The 5,956-nt window shown below is 67.6% G+C and carries 5 protein-coding genes and 1 pseudogene; 2 read left to right on the top strand and 4 right to left on the bottom strand.

The features are described 5' to 3' along the window. The 3 genes from TVH25_RS20470 to TVH25_RS20460 form a co-directional block, all read right to left on the bottom strand. On the bottom strand, positions 1-637 hold a 637-nt coding region (locus TVH25_RS20470), incomplete at its 3' end, for an FAD binding domain-containing protein (RefSeq protein WP_422425341.1). Further along, on the bottom strand, positions 634-3,039 hold the full coding sequence (locus tag TVH25_RS20465) for a xanthine dehydrogenase family protein molybdopterin-binding subunit (RefSeq protein ID WP_422425340.1): 2,406 nt from the start codon (positions 3,037-3,039) through the stop codon (positions 634-636). The genes TVH25_RS20465 and TVH25_RS20470, both read right to left, overlap by 4 nt. Beyond that, positions 3,036-3,530 carry a (2Fe-2S)-binding protein gene (locus TVH25_RS20460; protein WP_169621017.1) on the bottom strand — a complete coding sequence of 165 codons (495 nt, stop codon included), beginning with the start codon at positions 3,528-3,530 and terminating at the stop codon, positions 3,036-3,038. The genes TVH25_RS20465 and TVH25_RS20460 overlap by 4 nt, the downstream gene beginning before the upstream one ends. A gap of 139 nt (positions 3,531-3,669) precedes the next feature. On the opposite strand from TVH25_RS20460, the gene TVH25_RS20455 reads away from it, so the two are divergent. Together TVH25_RS20455 and TVH25_RS20450 are read left to right on the top strand one after the other, a co-directional pair. After that, on the top strand, positions 3,670-4,716 hold the full coding sequence (locus TVH25_RS20455; protein ID WP_422425339.1) for an alcohol dehydrogenase catalytic domain-containing protein: 1,047 nt from the start codon (positions 3,670-3,672) through the stop codon (positions 4,714-4,716). 12 nt (positions 4,717-4,728) lie between these two features. Further along, positions 4,729-5,541, top strand: coding sequence for a mycofactocin-coupled SDR family oxidoreductase (locus tag TVH25_RS20450; protein ID WP_422425338.1), 813 nt, complete (start codon positions 4,729-4,731; stop codon positions 5,539-5,541). A gap of 51 nt (positions 5,542-5,592) precedes the next feature. On the opposite strand, the pseudogene TVH25_RS20445 reads toward TVH25_RS20450, so the two are convergent. Continuing rightward, positions 5,593-5,956, bottom strand: a pseudogene (locus TVH25_RS20445) (hypothetical protein); the annotation flags it as partial.

The following is a 5,956-nucleotide window of genomic DNA, read 5'->3' as shown; positions in this document are numbered from 1 at the left end:
GGGGGCGGGGGGGGGGGGCGCCGCGCCCGCCGCGGCGCCCGCCGGCGACGCCGACGATCGACCATTGTTGTGCTGCGCGATGGAACTTTTCGTACCGGGCGGCCCACTCGGTGTGCTTCGGAATGCGGATCTCCGCGAGGATTTCCCCGGCGTCCAGCGCAGTCGTGAAGTAGTCCTGGAAGAACTCTTCCGCCGTCAGGGTGCGAATGCCCGCGGGGCCGACCACCCGGAGCGTCGCGTCGAGAGCCACGGCCGGAGCGGCGAGGTCACCGGCGGGATCGGCGTGCGCCAACGACCCGCCGAGCGTTCCCCGATGCCGAATCTGGGGGTCCGCGACGGTGGCCGTGGCCTCCGCGAGCAATCGTGCGTGCCGCGCGACGAGCGGGTCGTGCAGAACCTCGTGGTGCGTGGTGGTCGCACCGATCACGATCTCGTCGCCCTCCTCACGGATGCCGCGCAATTCGGCGACGCGGCCGAGGTCGACGAGCGCCGACGGTGCCGCCAGACGCAACCGCAGGACCGGCATCAGGCTTTGGCCGCCTGCGATGATCTTCGAGTCCTCGCCTGCATCGCGCAGTGCCGTGACCGCCTCGTCGAGGCTGGTGGGCCGGAAATATTCGAACGCGGCCGGAATCATTGCGTGCCTCCCTGTGTACTCGTCCCGTCGCTGCGGGCAGAACGAATGGCATGCCACACCCGCATCGGAGTGCACGGCATCGTGATGTCGCGGACCCCGAACTGCCGTACGGCGTCGAGCACCGCGTTCACCACGGCCGGCGTCGACGCGATGGTGCCGGCCTCGCCGACTCCCTTGACCCCCAACGGGTTCCCCGGAGCCGGTGTGTCGGTGCGGTCGGTGGTGAACGACGGCAGATCCACGGCCGTGGGAAGCAGGTACTCGGCGAACGAGCCGCTGAGCAACGTGCCCGACTCGTCGTGCACCGCTTCCTCGTACAGTGCCTGGGCGATGCCCTGCGCCAGACCTCCGTGCACCTGGCCCTCCACGATGAGGGGATTGACGACGTGCCCGATGTCGTCGACGCAGACGTATTTCCGGATGCGGGCGTGACCTGTCTCGGTGTCGACCTCGATCGCGCACAGGTGGGTGCCGTGCGGGAACGAGAAGTTGTCGGGGTCGTAGGTCGCCTCCGAATCGAGGTTCGGTTCGATCCCGTCGGGCAGGTCGTGCGCGGCGAACACGGCGAGCGCAATGTCCGTGAGCCCCACCGACTTCTCGGTTCCCTTGACCCGGAACTGTCCGTCGGTGAAGTCGAGATCGTCCTCCGCGCACTCCATCAGGTGTGCGGCGATCGGACGCGCCTTGGCCACCACCTTCTCGGCCGCCTTCACCACTGCGATTCCGCCGACGGCGAGGGACCGCGAACCGTAGGTGTCGAGACCCCGCGGGGAGGTCTGGGTGTCGCCGTGCAGGACCTCGATGTCCTCGAACGGGATACCGAGTCGATCGGCGACGATCTGGCTCCACGCCGTCTCGTGTCCCTGGCCGTGCGCGGACGCGCCGGTGACCACCTCGACCTTGCCGGTGGGCAGCATGCGGATCGCCGCGTGCTCCCATCCTCCGGCCCCGTACGACAGCGAACCGAGGACGCGGGACGGGGCGAGTCCGCACATCTCGGTGAACGTCGATACCCCGATGCCCAGTTGCACCGGGTCCTTGCGCTCCCGGCGCTCGGCCTGTTCGCGTCGCAGACCGTCGTAGTCCAGCAGTTCGAGCGCTTTCGCGGTGGCCGCCTCGTAGTTGCCGGAGTCGTAGGTCAGGCCCGCGACGGTGTCGAACGGGAACTCCTCGTGCGCGATCCAGTTCTTCTTCCGGAGTTCGATCGGGTCCATCGACAGTTCGACGGCGAGTTCGTCCATGATGCGTTCGATCGCGAAGGTGGCCTCGGGGCGGCCCGCACCGCGGTAGGCATCGGTGGGCACCTTGTTGGTGAACACGTTGGTGCAGGTGAATCGGTAGGCGTCGAACTTGTAGATGCCGTTGAACATGAACGCCCCGAGGATCGGGACGCCGGGCGTGACGAGTCGCAGGTACGCGCCCATGTCCGCCAGCAGGTCCACCTTCAGCCCCGTGACGGTGCCGTCGCGTCTCGCCGCGATGGTGAGTTTCTGGATCTGGTCGCGGCCGTGATGCCCGGCCATCATCGATTCGCTGCGCGTCTCGGTGTATTTGAGAGGCTTGCGCAACCGGCGCGCGATCAGCAGGGTGAGTACCTCTTCCGGTGTCACCTGGAGTTTGCCGCCGAATCCGCCACCCACGTCCGGGGCGATCACCCGCAGGGTGTGCTCGGGGATACCGAGTGTCATCGCGAGCATCAGTTTCAGGATGTGCGGGACCTGCGTGGACGACCACATCGTGGTCTGCGAGGCAGTGGGGTCGACGACCACCGAGCGCGGTTCCATGAACGCCGGGATGAGTCGCTGCTGGCGGAAGGTCCGCTCCACGACGACCTCCGCATCGCGGAGGGTGTCGTCGACGTTGCTCCCGCTCCCGGCTTCCGCCGAATCGAACACCCACGTCGCGCTGCGGTTGGTGCCGAGGTCGGGGTGGAGCACAACGGTGTCGTCGGCGGCCGCCGCGAGGTCGAGCACGACCGGCAGGTCGTCGTAATCCACATCGATCGCGTCGAGTGCGTCGTGCGCTTCGTAGTAGGTGCGGGCGACCACGACGGCCACGGCCTCCCCCGCGAACCTCACGGTGCCGACGGCGAGCGCGGGTGCGGGCGGCGTCAGCATGTCCTCGGTGATCTGCCAGGCACACGGCAGGCTGCCCTGTTCCTCCGCGAGATCCGCGCCGGTGTAGACGGCGACGACACCCGGTTGCTTCTTCGCTTCGTCCACATCGAGGTGGGTGATGCGTGCGTGTGCGAACGGGCTACGCAATATCGCCGCGTGCAGCATGCCGGGGAGCACGATGTTGTCGGTCCAGTGGGTGCGGCCCGTGACGAGGTGCTCGTCTTCCTTGCGGCGGCGTGCCCTGCCGAGTTCGGATTCGGTACGTGGTTCGGCGGTGCTCGTCATCGTGTGCCTCCCTGCGTTGCCGCCGGTGCCTCGCGCAGGCGCTGCGCGGCGTCCTGCGCGGCGGCGACGATGTTCTGATATCCGGTGCAGCGGCAGAGGTTTCCCTCGAGGCTGTGCCGCACCTGTTCGTCGTCGGGATCGGGGTTGTCCGCGAGCAGGTCGATCGTCGCCATGATCATTCCCGGCGTGCAGAACCCGCATTGCAGAGCATGTTTCTCCCGGAATGCCTCCTGGACGGGATGCAGGGAACCGTCGACGGACAGTCCTTCGACGGTCGTGACCTCCTGCCCGTCCGCCTGTACCGCGAGCACCGAGCACGACTTGACGCTCTGCCCGTCGAGCAGGACGGTGCACGCGCCGCAGTTGCTCGTGTCGCAGCCGACCACCGTCCCGACTTTTCCCAGCCGGTCTCTGAGATAGTGCACGAGCAGAAGGCGGGGTTCCACGTCGTCGGTATAGGGCGTTCCGTCGACGGTGACAGTGATGCGCATCGAACCTCCAGTGCATGACGCAAGCGACTCCGGTGATACAGATCACTGCCACTTTGCGTCACCGGAGGGGCACGATGGCCCGAATCGACGAAATCGGTCGCCACGGTTCGGGTGGACCACGAAGACGAGGGGTTCGCAGATGGGAATCGCAGCGGTAATCGGCCCCGAACGGGCGCTGTCGGTGACCGAGGTCGACCACTCGCCCCTTGCGCCGGGTGAAGTCCGCATCGACGTGGCGTACTGCGGAGTGTGCGGGTCGGATCTGCATCTGTTCTTCGACCCACCGGACCCGCTCACCGGGCACGTGCTGGGGCACGAGTTCGCCGGGGTGGTGAGCGAAATCGCCGCCGACGTGCGCGGATGGGCGGTCGGTGACCGGGTGACGGTCCGGCCGATCGACGAGTGCGGCGACTGCACAGCGTGCCGGAGCGACGACGGGGTGTGTCTCACCGGCGTGGTTCGAGGGCCGGGCCTGGGCCGGCCGGGCGGCCTCGCCGAATCGGTCACGGTCCCGTCCCGAATGCTGCACCGGATCCCCGACACCGTGTCCTTGCGCGACGCGGCACTCACCGAGCCGCTTGCGGTGGCGGTCCGCGCGGTCGGGCGGGCCGAGGTCGCACCGGGCGACGGGGTCGTGGTGTTCGGCGCCGGTCCCATCGGCCTGCTCGCCGTCGAGGTTCTCCGTGCCAGGGGCATCACCGACGTGCTGGTGGTCGAGCCCCACGATGCGCGCCGTGCGCTCGCGGGCGGATCGGGCGTGCGGACGACGACGCCCGACCGGGTGCTCGAGGACTCCGCCGCGTTGTTCGCCGACGGTCCCCGGGCGGTACTGGAGTGCAGCGGAAATCCGAGTTGCGCACAGGATGCCGTCGACATCCTCGGATATCAGGGTCGTCTGGTGATCGTGGGGATTTCCGGGTTGCCGTCCGAACTCCTGCTGATGCGGTTGGCGATCTTCGAGACCGCGATCGTCGGCTCGACCGCGTACAGCGAGCGCGACTTCGGCGAGGCGCTGGCGCATCTTGCCGCCGGGCGCATCAGGGTCGACGCGTTGGTGACGTCCGTGGTCGGTCTCGACGATGCCGACGCGAAGCTGCGCGAACTGTCCGGCGGCACCGGGTCGGACATCAAGGTGCTCGTGCAACCGACCGATCGTGGGCCACACGACCCTCGACATTCGACCTGAGGAGAACAGTCTGTGAGCCGATTCGACGGCAAGATCGCTTTCATCACCGGTGTGGCCCGAGGTCAGGGACGGGCACATGCCGTCCGGCTTGCGCGTGAGGGCGCGCGAATCGTCGGCGTCGATATTGCGGGCCCGCTGCCCGGGGTGCCCTACGAGTCCGCAACACTCGACGATCTCGACGAAACGCGCCGTCTCGTCGAGGCCGAAGGCGGGAAGGCGCACTTGGTGCAGGGCGACACTCGTGATCTCGAGGTGCTGAAGGAGGTCGCGCAGGAGGGCGTGGCACGATTCGGTGGCCTCGATGTCGTCGTCGCCAATGCCGGAATCTGCATTCCGGAGACGTGGGACGAGATCAGCCCCAACAGTTTCCGCGACACCCTCGACATCAACGTCACCGGTACGTGGAACACCGTCACGGCGACCGCACCTCACCTCATCGAGCGTGGCGGTGGCTCGATCATTCTCATCAGTTCGCTGGCCGGCGTGAAGATGCAGCCGTTCATGGTGCATTACACGACCAGCAAGCACGCGGTGACCGGGATGGCCCGCGCCTTCGCCGCGGAGCTGGGCCGGCACAACATCCGCGTCAACAGTGTTCATCCGGGTGCGGTGAACACGCCGATGGGTTCCGGCAGCATGCGCGAACGGATCGCCGAAACCGCGGCGACCAACCCCAAGCTCGCGTCGATGACCACCCCGTTCCTCGAGAAATACATGGCGGAACCCGATGAGGTCGCGGATATGGTGGCGTTCCTCGCCTCCGCCGAATCGACGTTCGTCACCGGACAGCATCTCGGCGTGGACGGCGGTGCTCAGTACTTCTGACCGGCACCAGGCTCGAACGTCACAAGTACTCGTGCGACCGGGTGAGGGGCCTCACGACGCCTCGCGCATCGTGAGCCCGCCGAGTTCGACCGTGTACGTCTGCGTCGCTTCGTCCCACCGCACGGCATAGGTGGTCGGGTAGAGGCCCGCGCGCTGGTACGCGGCGGGCTGAGGCAGTGGTTCCTCGATCGTGGGCCGAGACGCGAGCCACTCCCGGGTCATCATCGGTTCGATGAACGCCTGCTTGCCGTCCCACGAACCGTAGAGCACCGACTCGGTGAAGTGGTGCTCCGTCTCGGTGGTGTCCAGCCAGTGCAGTCCCATGCCGGGGACAGTCGCTGTCAGCGGATTCCCGTCCGGTGCGTACCCCGGGGGCAGATACCGGGGGTCCGGCAGACGGGGGGCGGCCTGGAAA

This window comes from Rhodococcus sp. 7Tela_A2, from assembly GCF_049311045.1.
GTDB lineage: Bacteria > Actinomycetota > Actinomycetes > Mycobacteriales > Mycobacteriaceae > Rhodococcus.
This window is presented reverse-complemented; position numbering and strand designations above follow the sequence as displayed.